This window comes from Ruminococcus sp. J1101004sp1_RTP21198st1_B9_RTP21198_201120 (assembly GCF_040924245.1).
GTDB classification, from domain to species: domain Bacteria; phylum Bacillota; class Clostridia; order Lachnospirales; family Lachnospiraceae; genus Blautia_A; species Blautia_A faecis.
In genome coordinates this window covers 18890-35703 of the sequence record NZ_JBCOMI010000007.1, presented here as the reverse complement: position 1 = coordinate 35703, position 16814 = coordinate 18890, and the positions used below count along the sequence as shown (strand labels likewise).

The window sequence follows — 16814 nt, the reverse complement described above, 5'->3', positions numbered from 1 at the left end:
TGGCCTCAAAATGGACAGTAACAAATATATGCACCTTTTTTCTGAGAAGTAAGAAGGTATGAGTTCCCTGTCTGGGATTTCGGTTTGAAATCTCAGGCAGGGTTTTTTCTATATATTATAGCGTGTTTGAAAAATCATTCCTGCAATCTGCAGACAAAACAGTCGTTCGATTAAAGTTGTATCTTTGCCTGCTTTGTGGTATAATAAGTACGCTTGACGGGTTTTCGCGGTCCGTCTTATCCCAAAGAAAAGGAAATATTGAATATGTCAGTTTTACAGGCGATTTTATTAGGAATTGTTCAGGGAATCACGGAGTTTCTTCCTGTGAGCAGTTTCGGACATCTGGCAGCCATAGAAAATGCAATGGGAATTACACGAAACACTGCAGTCCTTTTTGAAGTGCTTCTTCACATAGGCACGATGGTGGCAGTTTTTTTTGCATTCCATGAGGATCTTCGCCGGATCGGAGAGGAGCTTCTGGGCATGATCATGGATATAATCGGGAATGTAAATATCTATTTTCACAACAGGAAAACCGGTGAGAATCTCCACTATGCCAGAGTGGTGCACGGAACATACCGTAAATTTACAGCGATTATGGCTGTATCATTTATTCCCACAGCATTGCTTGGATACATTTGCAGAAGACTGGTGACAAGAGCGGCGATTTCCCCGCTTCTTCCAGGAGCATGTATCCTTGTGACAGGAGTGTTTCTTCTTGTGACAGACCTCAGTAATATCGGTGGAATCAAGACACCGAAAGATGTGACTTATGACAATGCCATGTGGATTGGAATTTGTCAGGGGATTTCCGTATTTCCAGGTATATCCAGATGTGGAATGACGATTTGTGCAGGCTTATTATGCGGTTTCAGCAGGAAATTTGCAGTGAAATATTCTTATCTTATCAGCATTCCGGCAGTTCTGGGCTCTCTTTTTCTGGAGCTTGGACAGTTTACCACGCCAAAGATGAGTGTGTCTCTTGGATTTACCTATGTCTTTGGTATGATCGTGGCGGGAGTAGTTGGATATTTTATGATACGCAATCTGCTCCGCATTTTGCAGCATGCGAAACTGCGCTATTTCGCATTTTACTGTTTTGTGGCAGGAGCCATAGCGCTTATTAGCAATTTTGCATAACTGTCCGGCAGGAAAGCTTACAGAAACACGGATCGGTTACAAATTTGCCTGATGAAGGGGGAACTTTTTAATGGCAGCGTCTAATACGCCGAAGAAATCAACAACCAAACGTGGTACATCCGCGAAGAAAAAATCTTCCGCACGTACCCAGTCTAAAAAGAATACAGCAGGAAAGCAGTCAATATCCAGCGGCTTTCAGACGGAAATCATACTTCTGGTGCTGATGGCGGCAGCGATCATTCTTATGGTAAGTTGTGTCGGACTTGGTGGAAATGTCGGAGGAAGCATCAGCAAGGTACTCATGGGAGTAATGGGACTGATGGCTTATATTTTTCCCGTTGTACTTTTTATTATGGCAGCATTTCTGATCTCCAATAAGGGAAATGTGCTTGCTTATAAAAAAACAGCCGCCGCCGCAGTTCTGTTTCTGATCTGCTGTGGACTGGCACAGCTTTTTACAGAAGGCTATACAGAGAGTACAACTCTTGCAGAATATTACAGGATCAGTTCTGAGTATCGTACTGGTGGCGGAGCCATTGGAGGCGCAATCTGTATTTCTACAATCTCCGCATTTGGAACCATCGGTGCTTATGTGATCATTGTACTTGTGATCCTGGTATGTTTGATCCTGATCACGCAGCATTCTTTCCTGGGATTTTTGTATAAGGTTTATGATAAGATCCTGGAAGCTGTGAAGGGGCAGCAGGCGCTCTATCAGGAGGGAGCACCGGAGCGTCAGCTGAAGAAGCAGCTGAAAGTCCAGCAGCGCCAGCTGGCAGCCCAGGAGCGCCGTGAGAAAAGGATGCAGGAGCTGGAAGCTGCACTTGCCGAAGAAGGGATTGCTTCAGATATGGTGGAAGAACCATCCCGTTTTGAGAAAAAGGCAGCCAAACAGAAAGGGAAAAAGGCTTCCAGGACAGCTGGAAATGATTCCAGGGCAAATTCCCGGATGAGAATGCGTGGAAATAACCAGACCCGGGGCAGAAGAGGAGAAAACCTGGATTCTACAAGCTTTCTTGCAGGGACAGATTTATTTGAAGATAGAAATTCCGAGGAAAGCGGGGAATCTGTGGATCAGGAATTTCCTTTAAATCCAGAGAATGCCATGAATCCGGGAGATGCAGGATCACTGGAGAATATGACTACAGTGAATGGAGAATTTTCCGAGAGTGCTTCTGCTCAGAATCTTCCGATTAATACAGGAAAGTATGTGGATATCAGTGAGTATCGGGTTCAGGATGATGATTTGTCAATTGATGACAGATCATCACAGGAGGAAACACAGCTGCAGTTTGCAATTCACCGTTCTGAGCCAGAGCAGTCAGACGAGCCAGATCTGAATACGAGAGCCTCCTCCGGACAAGATGATCCTGTACAGCCATATTCTATGGAAAAGGATACCACGGAAGAGGACGGTACTGTCTATATGAAAAATCCAGTTAGCAGTGACCAACCAGCTGAGGCAGAGGAAGAAGAAAACAGTTATGATGGAGTGGATTTTAATGAAGCTATGGCTACCATGCAGAATGCAGTTGCTTTGACGAGAGATACTTCTGGCGCAGCAGGTGGCGCTGCCCATGGATCTCCGGCAACTTCTGGCTTCCACTCTTCTGAAGCTTCTGACGAAATGGCAGCGGGGAATGGAGTTTCGGATGAAACTACTTCCCGTCAGTCGGCGAAGAATCCTAAGTCTTCCAGGCAGGAGATTGCCAACGGAATTGTAAATATCCAGCATGAGATCAAAACCCAGGAAGCGGCGGTGAAAAAGGAATATCAGTATCCGCCTGTGAATCTTCTGAAACGTGGAAATGGGAAATCCCAGGGAGATTCTGATTCCCATCTTCGAAAGACAGCTCAGAAATTACAGGAAATCCTGTATAATTTCGGAGTAAATGCCAAGGTTACAAACGTAAGCTGCGGACCTACAGTTACCAGGTATGAGCTGCAGCCGGAAATGGGTGTAAAGGTAAGCAAGATCGTAGGTCTCTCTGATGATATCAAGCTGAATCTTGCCGCGCCGGATATCCGTATCGAAGCTCCGATCCCGGGTAAAGCAGCTGTAGGTATCGAGGTACCAAATAAAGAACACAGTGCGGTTATGCTCCGTGATCTGATCCAGAGTCCGGAGTTTATGAATGCCAAATCCAAGCTGGCTTTTGCTGCTGGTAAAGATATTGAGGGTAAGACGATCGTGGCAGATATTGCCAAGATGCCCCACCTTCTAATCGCAGGTTCCACCGGATCTGGTAAATCTGTTTGTATCAATACACTTATTATCAGTATTTTATATAAAGCCAAGCCAGACGAGGTTAAGCTGATCATGATTGACCCGAAAGTGGTAGAGCTTAGTGTTTATAATGGTATCCCGCATCTGTTCATTCCGGTTGTCACAGATCCGAAGAAAGCTGCGGGGGCTCTGAACTGGGCAGTAAATGAGATGAGTAACCGTTACAATACTTTTGCAGAGTATGGGGTACGAAATCTGGAAGAGTTTAACCGCAAGATTGAGAAGATGAAGTTCCCGGAGGGAGAGCAGCGCCCTGAGAAAATGTGTCAGATCGTCATTATCGTAGATGAGCTTGCAGACCTTATGATGGTTGCACCAGGGGATGTGGAGGACGCTATTTGTCGTCTGGCCCAGCTGGCCCGTGCTGCAGGCATCCATCTGGTTATTGCTACCCAGAGACCGTCTGTCAATGTTATTACCGGTCTTATTAAGGCGAACATGCCGTCACGTATTGCCTTTGCTGTCACTTCCGGTGTGGACTCCAGAACCATTCTGGATATGAACGGCGCAGAGAAGCTTCTTGGTAAAGGAGATATGCTGTTTTATCCGCAGGGCTACCAGAAGCCTGCCAGACTGCAGGGAGCCTTTGTTTCAGATGACGAAGTCAGTAATATTGTGGATTTCCTTGCAGATAAAAATCCACGGACAGATTACGACAATAAGATTGAACAGCAGATGAACAATGCGGTTCTTACAGCTGGCGGAAGCTCCGGCGGCAATGAGCGGGATGTCTATTTCGAGCAGGCGGGTAAGTTCATTATTGAGAAGGAAAAGGCTTCCATCGGTATGCTGCAGAGAATGTATAAGATTGGATTTAACCGCGCAGCCCGTATTATGGACCAGCTGTGCGATGCAGGGGTTGTAGGACCGGAAGAGGGCACCAAGCCACGTAAGGTACTTATGTCTATGGAGGAATTCCAGTCATATGTGGAAGAACATTTATAGGAAATTAATTCATGTTATGAAAATTTGTATATGAATAATAGCACAGAGCCTGTCTAAATACGTTTAAAATAAACTATGAGGACGGATTATCAGAAGTATGAATTGGAGTAATAGTTAAGAAAATATAATACATGTAAAGGAGACAATAAAAATGGTAAAACATATGGTAATGTGGTCATTTAAAGAAGAGATTCCTGAGGAGAAGAAGCCTGAATTAAAAGCACAGATCAAAGAACATCTTGAAGGTCTGGTTGGTGTTGTGCCAGGGCTCATTAAGGCAGAGGTTGTTACAGACCTTCTTCCATCCAGCACACGTGATTTGTGCCTGATCACTGAGCTGGAGAGCGCTGAGGCACTGGCTGCCTATGCAGTAAATCCGAATCATGTTCATGTTGCGGACACTTACGTAAGACCAAATGTATGCGACCGTGTAGCAATGGACTTTGAGGTGTAAATGGAAATTCGTATTATCACAGTTGGAAAAATTAAAGAGAAATACCTGAATGACGGAATTGCAGAGTACGCCAAGCGCCTTGGCCGCTACTGTAAGTTGAATTTTATCCAGGTGCCAGATGAGAAGACTCCGGATAAAGCTTCCGATGCGCTGAACCGTCAGATCAAAGAGACGGAGGGCAATCGGCTTCTTAGCCATATTCGCGATACAGATTATGTGATTGCACTTGCTATAGAGGGTAAAATGCTGGATTCTGTAGAGCTTTCTGACCTGATTGCCAGATTAGGCGTTCAGGGAAAAAGCAGCATTGCCTTTGTGATCGGAGGATCACTTGGGCTTTCTGATGCTGTTTTGAAACGGGCAGATTATAAGCTCAGTTTTTCAAGAATGACGTTTCCGCATCAATTGATGCAGATGATTCTGTTGGAACAAATTTACAGGGGATATCGGATTATGAATCATGAGCCTTATCATAAATAATGAGATTTCATTTTTGTAAAGTTCCATAAATGATAATTACAGACACAAGAACTCCCAGATGTTAGAGCATGTTCGAGGCAGCTAACATCCGGGAGTTTATTAGTTTACACGAGCAATCAGTCAAAACCTAAAGCCGACGTTTGTGTAAGTTTCTGGCGATTGCTGCCATAACGCGCAAAACGTGTGGTGTACGGTTTGTTAAAGCTTGCAATATATTTGAAGATAAATTTGGAAGTGGTACTTAAATTCCACTTGTACGGATAGATTCCACAGCCTCTTTGATTTTCTCTGGTGGAAGTACCAGCGCGAAGCGCACATATCCTTCCCCATGAGGACCAAAGCTTGCGCCAGGAGTAACGATGACACCGGCTTTTTCCATTAATTCCATACAGAATGCCATGCTGTCCGTGCGTTTTCCCGGAAGCTTTGCCCATACGAACATAGTTCCTTTGCCGTTTGGCTTCTCCCAGCCAATGGAAGCAAGTCCGTCGCATAGAGCATCACGGCGTGCCTGGTATTGTCTGCATTGTTCTTTTACGCTGTCAAGAGGTCCCTCAAGAGCAGCGATAGCAGCTTTCTGGATTGGCAGGAACATACCGAAATCGATCTGGCTGCGAAGCTTTTTTAGAGCAGAGATGATTTCTGGATTTCCAATGAGAAAGCTGATTCTGGCGCCGGTTACGTTAAAGGATTTGGAAAGGCTGAAAAACTCAACACCAACCTCCCGCGCACCAGGAGTGGCAAGAAAACTTCCACCTTCCACACCATCAAAGATAATGTCGCTGTATGCATTATCATGGATAATTAAAATATCGTATTTTTTTGCAAATGCAACAATTTCTTCATAAAGTCCTGGTGTGGCAATGCTTCCTACCGGGTTGGATGGAAGAGAGACTACCATGTAACGGGATTTGCGAGCCACATCTTCTGGAATATCCTTTACATATGGCAAGAAATCATGCTCTGCTACAAGCGGGTAGTAGTAAGGAACTGCGCCTCCTAATTTGCTTCCTGCTGCGAAAACCGGATAGCACGGATCTGGAAGAAGAACCACGTCTCCCTCGTCGCATAAAGTCATGCCAAGATGTCCCATGCCTTCCTGACTGCCATAAACGGACATTACCATATCCGGTGTGATTTCCACATGGAAGCGCTTCTTGTAATATGCACAGACCGCATCCAGAAGCTCAGGCAGATCGCGGAGACTGTAACGCCAGTTCTGATCGTCAGCAGCAGCTTCCATCAGTGCTTTCTTAATATGATCCGGTGTATGGAAATCCGGCGTTCCAACACTCATGTTGTAGATCTTCTTTCCCTGTTTCTCAAGTTCAAGCCGCCTTTCATTGAGCGCGGCAAAAATTTCATCTCCAAATAAATTCAGTCTTTTGGAAAAATTCATCGTAAGTAAGCCTTCTTTCTCTCAAAATGCCAAACCAATAGGTTTATGCTAAAATCCTGTTTATTTTATCACAGTACTACAACAGAGTGCAAGACAAAAATGTATTTTCGGGAAAGACATTTGTATTGCTAATAGCAAACGAAAATGGATGGCTGCCGTGCACTGCCAGATTTAGGGGTAAAGTTCTTTTTTGTATAAATTTTAGAAAAAAATAGCAGCAGACACTTAAGAGGGCATTGTCTAAAAATAGAGAAACGTGTATAATTGGCTATATCAAACCAAGGGAGGAAAAGAAAATGAAGAAGTTTCTCGAAGAATTTAAGGAATTTTTTGCATGGTGAAAGCTCTGAATAAAGCAGCTGAGAAAATCCCCCCCTTGATTTGAATAAAAAGACATGCGAGGATATAAATGAAAGACTACATGGCCCCTATGGAGGGCGTGACAAACTTTGTATACCGCCGGACGTATCACCGGTTTTATCATCCCATGGATAAATATTTTACTCCGTTTATTTCTGCCAAGCCGAAGAAAAACCTGAGCTTCCAGGAAATTTGCGAGGTGTCACCGGAGCGGAATGAGGGAATGTACGTGGTTCCCCAGATCCTGACCTGCAATGCAGATGATTTTATCCGTACTGCCCAGCTTTTGAAAGATGATTACGGACACCAGGAAGTGAACCTGAATCTTGGTTGTCCTTCTGGAACAGTTACAGCGAAGGGAAAGGGTGCCGGATTTCTGGCAGAGCCCCAGAAGCTGGATCAGTTCCTGGATCAGATTTTTTCGAAACTTGATATGAAAATTTCCATAAAGACCAGAATTGGAACTCACTACGAGGAAGACTGGGAGTATCTGCTGGCCATTTATGAAAAATATCCCATTCATGAACTGATCATCCACCCAAGGATTCAGACAGATATGTATCGCGGAGTGCCGCGGCTCGGAGCTTATGAGAAGGCTGTAAACCGTCTGAAAATGCCACTTTGCTATAATGGGAATCTGTTTTCTGCAGCTGATTATAAGCGGATTACAGAGCGTTTTCCAGACACTTGCTGCTTCATGTATGGAAGAGGGCTGATCACGAATCCGGGGCTGGTAACTGAGATCCGGGAAGGCATTCGTCCGAATAAAAAGACAGTAAGAGAATTCCATGATTGTCTTTTCGAAGAGTATCGGGAACTTCTTTCCGGCGAACGGAATGTGCTGTTCCGTATGAAAGAATTATGGAGCTATATGGCCGTTAATTTTACAAATTATGAGAAATATGCCAAGAAAATCAAGAAATCCCAGCATCTGTCAGAGTATTCGTCTGTGGTATCCAGTTTATTTGCAGAGCAGGATTTGATAGATTAAGTATTTTGGATATTTAGAACGCTGAAAGGATCCCCCTTGGCGGGCTAAATAGCAATAAATAATTCGAAAGAGGAATGACATGTTAAATACCGATCGTTTTGAAGAATTTATATCTCAGTATCCCATTTATGAATACCGCCTTGTGGATACTGCTGAAATAGAGGTAAGGGAGCGGGTGCGGATCATCTGCAAACAGGAGTGTGAGCGCTATGGCACCACCTGGGCTTGTCCCCCTGCTGTGGGCAGCCTGGAAGAATGTGGGAAGCGAATCCACAGTTATCCAAATGGAATTCTTTTTTCCAGTGTGGCAGAGGTTTCTGATGTGATGAACATGGCGGAAATGCTTGCCACCCGAGATGCTCACGAGGAGCTGACTACAGAGGTAGCCGGATTTTTAAAAGGGGAGGGATTTGAGACATTTACCCTGTCCACTGAATCCTGCGATCTTTGCGAGCATTGTGCCTATTTAGACGGAAAGCCCTGTCGCTTCCCTGAGAAAATGCATCCCTGCCTGGAAAGTCACGGTGTAGTGGTAAATGAGCTGGTAGAGCATCATTCCATGGAATATAATCTTGGCGGAAATACCATTCTGTGGTTTTCTCTGGTGCTTTTTCGCCAGAGAGCGTGATCTGTTAACTGTAAATCAGAATGAAAAGAAAACCTCCCGCATAAGCTAGAGATAAAGACCGGGAGGCTTTTTTTATGTCTGTATCAGAACGTTTTATGACAGCTATGGAACTTCCTGGTGACCTGTCCTGTAAAGCCCCTATTATAACGATTACCGGACCGTCGCAGGTACAGATTGAAAATTATAAAAGCATCTTATCCTATACAAGCGAGAAATTAATCGTGGTTACCTGCCAGGGACGCGTGATCCTTCAAGGGAAAAATCTGGAAATATTTCATTACACTACTTGGGAAATGGAAATAAAAGGGCAGATTTTGTCGGTAATGTTAGAGCGTGTTTGAAAAATCATTCCCGCAGTCTGCAAGCTCCGGTTTGCGGTATATTTCACCTAAATTCGGTTGCCGTCCGGCAGTACATCGTAAATCCAATATAAATGGAGGCGAGATTAAAATGAATAACCCCGAAAAAATACTCCATGGATTTTTAGAACTTTCAGTATCCGGTGACCAGCTGGAACGCTTCCTGAATTTGTGCCACGCCAGAGCTGTCTCTTTGGAAAGAATCCGTTATCTGTCAGAAAAAAAGATAACAACTCGCATTTCCATAAATGATTTCCGAAAACTCCTTCCCATACATAGAAAGACCAGAGTCCGTATCCATATTCTGAAAAAAATAGGTTTGCCGTTTTTGCTGCTCAGAATCCAAAAACGCAAGTGCTTTACAGCCGGGTTCCTTCTCTGTGTGGTCTTGCTGCTCTGGCTCTCTGGCCACATCTGGAATATCCACATTGATGGAAATGTAAAAAATTCCACCCCTCAGCTTCTGGAATTTTTGGACCAGCAGGGAATTACTCATGGGATCCGTAAAAATCAGGTTAACTGTACCCGGATTGCCGACCTTCTCAGGAAAAACTACCCGGATATTACTTTTGTTTCTGCCAGGGTTCAGGGTACCCGGCTTCTTCTTACCATTCAGGAAGAAAACCTCACAGAAGATATCCAGCAAACCAACTCCCCATGCAATCTGATTTCCGACCTGGATGGAAAAATTGTGAATATGGTTATCAGAAATGGAACTCCACTTGTTAAAACTGGAGACATTTGCAAACAGGGTGATATTCTGGTATCTGGCGAGGTGCCGATCCTGAACGACAGTCAGGAAGTTGTACGTGTGGAATACGTTCCGGCAGACGCAGACATCTATGTGCGTCATCAGATTGCCTATTATCAGGAGGTCCCCCTTTCCTATGAAAAAAAGGTTCAAAGCGGCACTTCAAAAACCAGCTGGTATTTTCGTGTTGGTGACTTCGTTTTTGGCGCAGATACAGGAAAAAAATCCAGATATATAACCTCAACGGAAGAAATCCCTTGGAAACTTACCGAGAATTTCGTCCTTCCTTTTTCCCTGGGAAAAATCACCCGAACACCTTATAAGATACAGAGCACAGTTTACACGAAAGAACAGGCTCAGAAGAAAGCAGTACAGCAGCTGAGAATATATGAACAAAAACTTCTGAATAAAGGAATCCGGATTGCAGATTCCCGGTTGTCAGTCACATTTGACAGTACAAATTGTACTGTGCAGGGTACATTGACAGTAGACGAAAAAAGCGGAAAGAAGCAGAATATAGAATTCAGTCAGGAATCATAAGTGTTGAAAAACAATCTTTAGAGTGGTATACTTTTACCCAGAGATATTTTTGAACAGACACAAGGAGGAGCAGTTTTTGAAATCCACGAATATAGAGATTGACTCATTAGATATTTTACAGGAGCTTTTTGGAATCAATGATAAGCTGATCAAGGTGATTGAGAATCGTCTTGGCGTATCCATTACCCAGAGAAATTCCTGCATTACCGTAAGTGGGACTAATGACGGCAGGATACATTCAGCTGTGAATATTATTGAAGCCATGAAGGAAGCTCTTGAAAAACAGCAGCAGCTTTCCGTGGATATGATCCATCGTTTTCTGGATGAGACCGAGGAAGAGGATGACAGCGAGGAGGATATTGCAGACAGCACCCGCAAGGTGCTGGGGGATGCAGTGACTTTGAATTATAAGAATATTCCAATTCGAACTAAGACAATCGGACAGAAAAATTATATCACTGCTTTGAAGAACAATACGGTTACTATCTGTATCGGACCTGCCGGTACAGGTAAAACATACCTGGCAGTTGCTTATGCGGCAGAGCTGTACCGGAATGACGAGATTGAGAGAATCATTCTCAGCCGTCCGGCCATTGAAGCGGGCGAGAAGCTTGGTTTCCTCCCGGGAGATTTACAGGAGAAGGTTGATCCTTATCTGAAGCCGCTTTACGATGCACTAAATGACGTATTCGGGCCGGATCAGGCTGCGAAGTTAAGAGAACGGGGAATCATTGAGGTTGCACCTCTTGCATATATGCGAGGCCGTACTTTGAATAACAGTATGATCATCATTGATGAGAGCCAGAATGCCACACTTCCTATTTTGAAAATGGCACTTACCCGTATTGGTACTGGTTCTAAGATGATTCTTACCGGCGATGTAACACAGATCGACCTTTCCAAAGAGACGGATTCCGGACTTCAGAAGTGTGCTTCTATTTTGAAAAATGTAGACGATATTGCTACTATTTCCCTGACGAACCGTGATGTTGTCCGCTGCAAGATCGTGAAGGACATTGTTAAAGCATTTGAGAAAGAGGAAGCGAAAGCCCAGGAAAAGACCCAGAAGCGGGCAGTTCGGAGGACAAGCCGGTAATTGGGAAGCCAGGACAAAATTTTCAGTAAATGACAATCAATATCCTGTGGGAAGATTAATTTGAAACTGAAATGTGAATTTTACAGAATAATTCAAACAAAATAGTAAAATTGAACATATGGTGTCGCCTGTTTGAGAAATCAGGCAGATGTCATACAGGAGGAATAAGTTTTGGTAACAATAGAATACGAATGCGAGACCGATTTTGACCTTGGACTTGACTGTCCGGCGCTTGCGAAGATGGTTGCAGAGAAGGTGCTTGACATGGAGAAATGTCCATGGGATGCACAGGTAAATCTGGTTCTCACAGATAATGAAGAGATTAAAAGGGTAAATACAGAGTTCCGTGGCATTGAGAGAGCTACTGATGTTCTTTCTTTTCCAATGCTGCCATTTGAAACACCGGCAGATTATTCTGTGGCTGAAGATGATGAGTCCTGCTTTGATCTTGACAGTGGAGAGCTTCTTCTGGGAGATATTATGATTTCTGCAGAACGTGTTGCTGCCCAGGCAGAAGAGTATGGACACAGTGTAAAGAGGGAATTTTGCTTCCTAGTTGCACATAGTATGCTACACCTTCTGGGATACGATCACATGACTCCGGAGGAAGCCGCAGATATGGAAGCACGCCAGGCGAAGGCACTGGAGGAACTTGGAATTACCCGTTAAATTTTTTTGTGCATGACCCTATAACTGGAGAGGCTTTTGCTGTTTGCCGGTTACTGTTCACTGGTAACGTTCCGCGAGGTGTTTTTTGTGAACAAAGTTCACAGAAAACCCGAGAGTTGCGGCGCGAAATCATGCAAAGCATGATTTCTGTGCATCGCGAAGCGCGTTACTGTGAACGGAGTGAACAGTAACGTTTGCCGTGAATAAGTTACTATGAAAGTTCCGGATGGCAGTTGCAAAGCGACTGATTTTCATATAAGGTGATGTCATCAGCAGGTGGCATTACCATTCCGGATGTATTTATAAGTGGCGGTTTCTGCAGTTTCTGTTCAGTTAGAAGGTTAAATATATATGCATAAGGAGGAGAAGACATGAAGAAAAAAATATTTAAACTTCTCACAGGAATGTTGCTTTCCTGCGCACTTGCAGGATCCACAGTAGCGGTACAGGCAGAGGAAGCCGGGACAGATACCGTGAAGAGTTATCTTACCGGAGAGGATGTATCTGTCGGCATTGGCCACAGACGTCCCATCGCAGTTATGCTTGGCAACGATACCAATGGCGCTCCACAGAGCGGAACTGAGAACGCAGGAGTTATTTATGAAGCACCGGTAGAGGGAAGCATCACCCGTCTCATGGCGATCATCGAGGACTATGACAATATTCCAAGGATCGGTTCTGTGCGAAGCTGCCGTGATTACTTCCTGTTCTATGCAAATGAGTATGATGCCATCTATTCTCATTATGGACAGGCTGTATATGCACTTCAGTATCTGGACCAGCACCTGATCGACAATCTGAACGGACTTACACTTGGAAATGCTTACTATCGCAGCACAGACCGTGTAGCACCGCACAATGCTTACACTGATTTCTCCCATCTTCAGGCAGGAATCCAGAGCCAGGGCTATAGCCAGGATTATAAAGAGGACTATAATGGTCATTTCCAGTTTGCACCGGAAGGAACTGAGACAACCCTGGATGACGGAGTTTCTGCAAATGTTGTGAAGCTTGATAATTTCGCCTATAACCATCCGTGGTTTGAGTACAATGCAGAGACTAAGGAGTACAGCCGCTTCCAGTTTAATGCACCGCATATTGACCAGAACACAGGTAATCAGCTGACATGTGAGAATATTATTTTACAGTATTCCAACTATGTTCCATATGATCCAAATGGTTATCTGAACGTAGATACCCAGTCCGGAGGTGAGGGCAAATACATCACCAGAGGCAAGGCAATCGACATCCACTGGACAAAGGATTCCCAGTGGGGAATCACTCATTATTATGATTCCAATAATCAGGAGATTCAGCTGAATCCTGGAAAAACATGGGTCGAGATCGTGCTGAATGATTCTGTAGGTTCTGTGTCTTTACAGTAAAATAAATTAAAAATGGAGAGGGACGTCATAAGATAAGGCGTTCCTCTTTTGTATTTACGTGAAAAACATGCTCTAGAGCCTGTCTGCACGAGCGCATGATGCAAATGAACGCGTTTTGACTTGATTTGCAAAAGTGATAGGACGATCAAAACACGGTAGAGCTCTTTCAGATTATGCAATATTTTACAGAAACAATAATTCTACACGTTAAAATGTGAAATTTTTCTGAAATTAAGAACTGTTTACCTGAAACCATGGACGAAATGAAAAAAATGATGTAAGATAAGAAATTGATATGTATGAAAAACTACATGGAAACATAATAACGGAGTTGACAAATAAAATGAATGATCGGGAAAGACTGAAAGATAAAAAACGTATTGTAATCAAGATTGGAAGTTCCTCTCTTACCCATGCTGAAACTGGCAAGCTGAATCTTCGGAAACTGGAGATTCTGGTAAGGGAATTGGGCGATCTTCGAAATCAGGGTAAAGATGTGGTTCTGGTATCTTCAGGTGCCATCGCTGTTGGAGCAGCAGCTCTTGGATTTAAAGAGAAGCCACAGGAGCCTCGTCAGAAACAGGCATGTGCAGCGGTTGGACAGGCCAGACTTATGATGATTTACCAGAAGCTGTTTGGAGAATACAATCAGATGGCAGGTCAGATCCTGATGACCAAAAATACCATGGTAAACAACGCCAACCGCAAAAATGCAGAGAACACGTTTAATGAGCTTTTATCCATGGGTGTGATCCCTATTGTTAATGAGAATGACTCTATTTCCACCTATGAGCTTCAGTCTCTGGAAAAATTCGGAGACAACGATACCCTTTCTGCAGTGGTAGCTGCTCTTATAGGGGCAGATCTTCTGATCCTTATGTCAGACATAGACGGACTTTTTACAGATGATCCGAATACAAATCCAGATGCGAAATTTATTGACACGGTAGAAACATTGGACGATGAACTTCTTAACATGGGAAAATGCTCCTCCGGAAGCAAAGTGGGCACTGGAGGAATGGCTACCAAGCTTACAGCTGCCAGAATTGCCACAGCTGCCGGTACCGACATGGTAATTGCCAATGGCGGCGATTTTCATAATATTCACCGCATTGTGGAGGGCGACCCCTGCGGTACATTGTTTGTCGGAAAGAAAAAGGAAGAGTTTTTCCTGATCGATTATATTGAAAAATTGCTGTAACTGTTCAGCATCTTCACGGTTACAATTGCTTTAAGTTTTTGTATAAATTAAAATTACACAGAACATTCTCAGGAGGAGTATATTATGGACAGCACAAAAATCGACAGAATCAACACCCTTCACCATAAGGCACAGAGTGTAGGCCTTACAGAAGAAGAGAAAAAAGAACAGGCAGAGCTGCGCAAGGAGTACATTGCCACCATTAAGATGAACCTTAGAAATCAGCTGGACAATATTGATGTAAAGGAAGCCGATGGTACGGTTGTAAATCTTGGAGAAAGATATGGAAGAAAAAAGACTCATTAGAAAGCAGATTTTTGCAGCCAGAAAGCAGTGCAGTGATGCACAGGTAGAAGAATGGAGCCATCAGATTACAGATCAGGTGCTGAAACTCTCAGAGTTTATGAAGGCTAATCATATTCTGGCTTATGCAGATTACAATCATGAAGTAATGACCAGATATATCATTGAGGAGGCCTGGAAAGCCGGAAAAGAAGTGGCAGTCCCGAAGGTTGTGGGAAAGGATATGGTTTTTTACCGCCTTACTGATTTTTCTCAGCTAGAGCCTGGATATTTTGGAATTCCGGAGCCTGTCAGAGGCGAGATCGTGAAGTGGGAGGATGCTCTTATGGTCATGCCTGGTGTAGCTTTTGATCCTGAGAACAACAGAGTGGGATATGGCGGCGGCTTTTATGACCGCTTTTTAGAAAAACATCCTGATATTACCAGACTGGCAGTGGCTTTTGATTTTCAGATCCTTGATCTGGTGCCCACAGAACCTACGGACATTTGTCCTCAGATCATTGTGACACAGAGTAAAGTTTACCGGAGGGAGGACTTATAAATGAATGAAATGCTGGAAACTCTTGGCAGGAATGCCAAAGAGGCAGAAATCGTTCTTCGAAACCTTGATACAGCTAAGAAAAATCAGGTGCTGGAGGCTGTTGCAGACAGCCTTGTTGCAGATTCGAAAGCAGTTCTTACAGCAAATGCCATTGATGTAGAGAATGGCAGGAAGAATCAGATGCCAGAAGGACTAGTGGACCGTCTGATGTTGACAGAAGCCAGAATTGCAAGTATGGCAGAGGGGCTTCGTCAGGTTGCGGCACTGGAAGATCCTGTCGGAGAAGTGACCGGGATGAAAAAACGTCCCAACGGACTTCTCATCGGACAGAAGAGAGTCCCTCTTGGAGTGATCGGAATCATCTATGAGGCAAGACCAAATGTGACAGCAGATGCTTTTGCCCTTTGCTTTAAAACAGGCAATGTGGTGATCTTAAAGGGTGGTAGTGATGCCATCCATTCCAATACTGCTATTGTGGATTGCATCCGCAGAACCCTGGATGAGAATGGAATTACGAAAGATGCGATCCAGCTGATCTCTGATACTTCAAGAGAGACTGCCGGAGAATTCATGAAGATGAACGAATATGTGGATGTGCTGATTCCACGAGGGGGCAAAGGTCTTATTAAAGCAGTAGTAAATAACAGCACGATTCCTGTAATCGAAACAGGTACCGGAAACTGCCATATTTATGTGGATGAGAGCGCAGATCTTCAGATGGCGGCAGACATTGTAATGAATGCCAAGACACAGCGGGTGGGTGTCTGCAATGCCTGTGAGTCTCTTCTGGTGCATGAGAAAGTAAAGGATGCTTTCCTTCCTGTTCTTGCAGAGCGCCTTCGGACAAAGAATGTGGAGATGCGTGCTGACGAGGAAGCGAAGGCTTTGATTCCGGACGCAGTTACTGCCACTGAAGAAGACTGGGGTACAGAATATCTGGACTATATACTTTCTATAAAAGTAGTCGGATCTGCAGATGAAGCGATTCGCCACATTAATCGCTACAATACAGGCCATTCAGAGGCAATTATTACCAGAGATTACAATAATGCCCAGAAATTCCTGGATGAAGTAGATGCAGCTGCTGTATATGTGAATGCTTCTACAAGATTTACGGATGGTTTTGAGTTTGGTTTTGGTGCCGAGATCGGAATCAGTACCCAGAAGCTTCATGCCCGTGGCCCCATGGGACTTCTGGCACTTACTTCCACAAAATATATCATTTATGGAAACGGACAGATTCGTCCTTAGGTTTGATTTTTGAACCGAGATATGTTATACTAGA

The 16814-nt window shown here is 44.0% G+C and carries 17 protein-coding genes; 16 read left to right on the top strand and 1 reads right to left on the bottom strand.

Annotated features, from left to right (window positions below):
• Positions 1-264: 264 nt before the first annotated feature.
• The 4 genes from AB5618_RS06130 to rlmH all read left to right on the top strand — a co-directional run bounded on the left by AB5618_RS06130 (position 265) and on the right by rlmH (position 5306).
• Positions 265-1140, top strand: coding sequence for an undecaprenyl-diphosphate phosphatase (locus AB5618_RS06130; RefSeq protein WP_118578397.1), 876 nt, complete (start codon positions 265-267; stop codon positions 1138-1140).
• A gap of 70 nt (positions 1141-1210) precedes the next feature.
• Positions 1211-4372 (top strand): DNA translocase FtsK, encoded by a 3162-nt coding sequence (locus AB5618_RS06125; protein ID WP_173769122.1) that lies wholly within the window; start codon positions 1211-1213, stop codon positions 4370-4372.
• A gap of 151 nt (positions 4373-4523) precedes the next feature.
• A complete protein-coding gene (locus AB5618_RS06120; protein WP_118578395.1) occupies positions 4524-4826 on the top strand; it encodes a Dabb family protein in 303 nt (100 codons plus the stop codon).
• Positions 4827-5306 (top strand): 23S rRNA (pseudouridine(1915)-N(3))-methyltransferase RlmH, encoded by a 480-nt coding sequence (gene rlmH / locus AB5618_RS06115; protein ID WP_118578394.1) that lies wholly within the window; start codon positions 4827-4829, stop codon positions 5304-5306. It begins immediately after the preceding gene.
• A 241-nt stretch (positions 5307-5547) separates the two neighbouring features.
• Here the strand turns inward: rlmH and AB5618_RS06110 are convergent, their stop codons facing one another.
• Positions 5548-6705: a pyridoxal phosphate-dependent aminotransferase gene (locus AB5618_RS06110; protein ID WP_195379699.1), complete on the bottom strand. Its 1158-nt coding sequence runs from the start codon at positions 6703-6705 to the stop codon at positions 5548-5550.
• Positions 6706-7114: 409 nt separating this feature from the next.
• On the opposite strand from AB5618_RS06110, the gene AB5618_RS06105 reads away from it, so the two are divergent.
• The 12 genes from AB5618_RS06105 (at position 7115) to AB5618_RS06050 (ending at position 16780) form a co-directional block, all read left to right on the top strand.
• Positions 7115-8056 carry a tRNA-dihydrouridine synthase gene (locus tag AB5618_RS06105; RefSeq protein ID WP_118578392.1) on the top strand — a complete coding sequence of 314 codons (942 nt, stop codon included), beginning with the start codon at positions 7115-7117 and terminating at the stop codon, positions 8054-8056.
• Between the two features lie 79 nt (positions 8057-8135).
• The gene (locus tag AB5618_RS06100; RefSeq protein WP_118578391.1) at positions 8136-8684 is read left to right on the top strand and encodes a DUF2284 domain-containing protein; all 549 of its coding nucleotides are present in this window, start codon (positions 8136-8138) and stop codon (positions 8682-8684) included.
• Positions 8685-8758: 74 nt separating this feature from the next.
• Complete coding sequence (locus AB5618_RS06095; RefSeq protein ID WP_118578390.1) at positions 8759-9025, top strand: YabP/YqfC family sporulation protein; 267 nt, start codon at positions 8759-8761, stop codon at positions 9023-9025.
• A gap of 17 nt (positions 9026-9042) precedes the next feature.
• On the top strand, positions 9043-9117 hold the full coding sequence (locus AB5618_RS06090; RefSeq protein ID WP_368356834.1) for a hypothetical protein: 75 nt from the start codon (positions 9043-9045) through the stop codon (positions 9115-9117).
• A 17-nt stretch (positions 9118-9134) separates the two neighbouring features.
• A complete protein-coding gene (locus AB5618_RS06085; RefSeq protein WP_148462571.1) occupies positions 9135-10334 on the top strand; it encodes a sporulation protein YqfD in 1200 nt (399 codons plus the stop codon).
• A gap of 76 nt (positions 10335-10410) precedes the next feature.
• The gene (locus AB5618_RS06080; protein WP_118578388.1) at positions 10411-11430 is read left to right on the top strand and encodes a PhoH family protein; all 1020 of its coding nucleotides are present in this window, start codon (positions 10411-10413) and stop codon (positions 11428-11430) included.
• Between the two features lie 171 nt (positions 11431-11601).
• Positions 11602-12099, top strand: a complete 498-nt coding sequence (gene ybeY, locus AB5618_RS06075) for an rRNA maturation RNase YbeY (protein WP_226814799.1) — start codon at positions 11602-11604, stop codon at positions 12097-12099.
• Between the two features lie 371 nt (positions 12100-12470).
• Entirely contained in the window at positions 12471-13484 is a 1014-nt protein-coding gene (locus AB5618_RS06070) for a DUF3048 domain-containing protein (RefSeq protein WP_226814800.1), read from the top strand.
• 343 nt (positions 13485-13827) lie between these two features.
• Entirely contained in the window at positions 13828-14685 is an 858-nt protein-coding gene (proB, locus tag AB5618_RS06065; RefSeq protein ID WP_118578387.1) for a glutamate 5-kinase, read from the top strand.
• Positions 14686-14769: 84 nt separating this feature from the next.
• A complete protein-coding gene (locus AB5618_RS06060) occupies positions 14770-14991 on the top strand; it encodes a DUF896 domain-containing protein (RefSeq protein ID WP_118578386.1) in 222 nt (73 codons plus the stop codon).
• Positions 14969-15529, top strand: coding sequence for a 5-formyltetrahydrofolate cyclo-ligase (locus AB5618_RS06055; RefSeq protein WP_173719506.1), 561 nt, complete (start codon positions 14969-14971; stop codon positions 15527-15529). The genes AB5618_RS06060 and AB5618_RS06055 overlap by 23 nt, the downstream gene beginning before the upstream one ends.
• Positions 15530-16780, top strand: a complete 1251-nt coding sequence (locus AB5618_RS06050; RefSeq protein WP_195982832.1) for a glutamate-5-semialdehyde dehydrogenase — start codon at positions 15530-15532, stop codon at positions 16778-16780.
• Positions 16781-16814: the final 34 nt, after the last annotated feature.